General features: G+C 38.0%; 1 protein-coding gene and 1 pseudogene. One reads left to right on the top strand and one right to left on the bottom strand.

Features of this window, described 5'->3' with window-relative positions; genetic code table 11:
- Positions 1-273 precede the first annotated feature (273 nt).
- Positions 274-645, bottom strand: a complete 372-nt coding sequence (locus tag AB6E08_RS23200) for a hypothetical protein (RefSeq protein ID WP_017097360.1) — start codon at positions 643-645, stop codon at positions 274-276.
- 174 nt (positions 646-819) lie between these two features.
- Here AB6E08_RS23200 and AB6E08_RS23195 point away from each other — a divergent pair.
- Positions 820-1,665 (top strand): annotated as a pseudogene (locus tag AB6E08_RS23195) (IS630 family transposase); the annotation flags it as partial.
- Positions 1,666-1,718 lie beyond the last annotated feature (53 nt).

Below are 1,718 nucleotides of genomic sequence, written 5' to 3'. Positions count from 1 at the left end.
TTACCAGGCGCTACATAGATAGCCATACAAAACCTTTAAACTAGTTTAACAGCAATATTGTTCATATTTGATGTAGTGATGAATCTAAGAAAAACAAGGTTATCCGTAAAAAGACATACGTTTTAAAAAACTCACTAAAAAAAATTATTGGTGTTCATTATTCCTATGTTCAATTGCGTGACTCCGTAACGCAGAACAGCTCCTAATAGGGAGCTGTTCTTGTGTCTAAATTTGGGCCACACTAAGTGCCGTTACGTTAAATAAATGAAACAACTAGTCTACCGAGCTAAACGTGTATCCCTCACGAGGGATAAACGGAGCTCGGAAATCGCCTTTTAAAAAGTAATAGATATCTTGTGAGTTATCATGGACAACCTCGTAGCAGCTTTCCCCACTACCAAAGTTTGAACAATATTTATTATTTTTAATGCGCCATGTGCCTTCGCTGGGTTTTACATCACCACTACTCATCCACCACGTTGTGCCTGAATCGGAAAAATATTGAACTGTTTTTTTCCCGTAATGAACACCATGAATAGTATTATTGCTAAGCAACAAATCTACTTCTGGTGAATTAACCGGCACTTCTTTAGCTAAGACAGAACATGTTACTCCTAGAAGTATTACTGCAATGATTTTTTTCATTTATATCTCCATTATATTTATAATTACGTTAAATCGCATATATAGAAACCCAATTCAGATTTAATATCAATTTAAATTTAATATCAATTCAAAAAATGAATAATTAGAGCAAATTTGATTGGTATTTATACCCGTGATCATTGAAGATGCTTGATTTTCTTTAGAATCAGGATCATGCTACGAGCCATGAAAATTGCACTGACTCCTCAACAGAAACTACAACTCGGACAAATGCACGACAATGAACGTGACAGTCGAGTTTGCGACCGTATTAAGGCTGTTTTGCTAGCTTCTGAAGACTGGAGTCAGACTATGATTTCACAAGCCCTTCGTATTAATGAATCGACCGTTGCACGTCACCTCAGTGACTACGTTCTTTCTGAAAAACTTAAGCCTGAAAATGGCGGAAGCCAAAGTAAACTTTCTGCTACTCAAACCATGCACCTAATCGAGCATTTGACTGAGAAAACCTATTCTCATACTCATCAAATTGTCGCCTATGTTAAAGAGACATTTGGACTTGATTATACGGTTTCAGGTATGAACAAATGGCTTCACCACAATGGCTTTAGCTACAAGCAGCCGAAAGGCGTTCCACACAAGTTTGATGAAGCAAAACAACAAGCCTTCATAGATGGTTATAAATCACTAAAGGCAAGCTGTGGTAAGGGTGAAACGATAGTTTTTATCGACGCTGTTCACCCAACCTTATCAACCAAAATATCTCATGGCTGGATACGTACTGGTCAGGATAAAGTGATTGAAACAACGGGTGATCGCAGCAGATTGAACATTATTGGTGCACTGAACCTGTCGGATATTGGTGCCACCATTGTTCACGATTACGAAAGCATTAACAGTGAAAGTATTGTTCGCTTTTTCTGTAAGTTAAGAGAGAGCTATCTGTTAGCCCATAAGCTTCATATCATCTTAGATGGTGCAGGATATCACCGCAGTGACTTAGTCAAAGATGCGGCGTTTGTCCTAAATATCGAACTGCATTATCTTCCACCTTATAGCGGCTTTGTTGCGTAATTCAATGGAACTAAATCAAGAACCTACGATCTGATCAG

Source organism: Vibrio sp. 10N.247.310.24, assembly GCF_041467175.1.
GTDB lineage: Bacteria > Pseudomonadota > Gammaproteobacteria > Enterobacterales > Vibrionaceae > Vibrio > Vibrio tasmaniensis_A.
This window is presented reverse-complemented; position numbering and strand designations above follow the sequence as displayed.

What these genes read in the sequence shown, in the direction of transcription:
- AB6E08_RS23200 (WP_017097360.1), bottom strand. Translation starts at nt 645, where the DNA reads ATGAAAAAAATCATTGCAGTAATACTTCTAGGAGTAACATGTTCTGTC.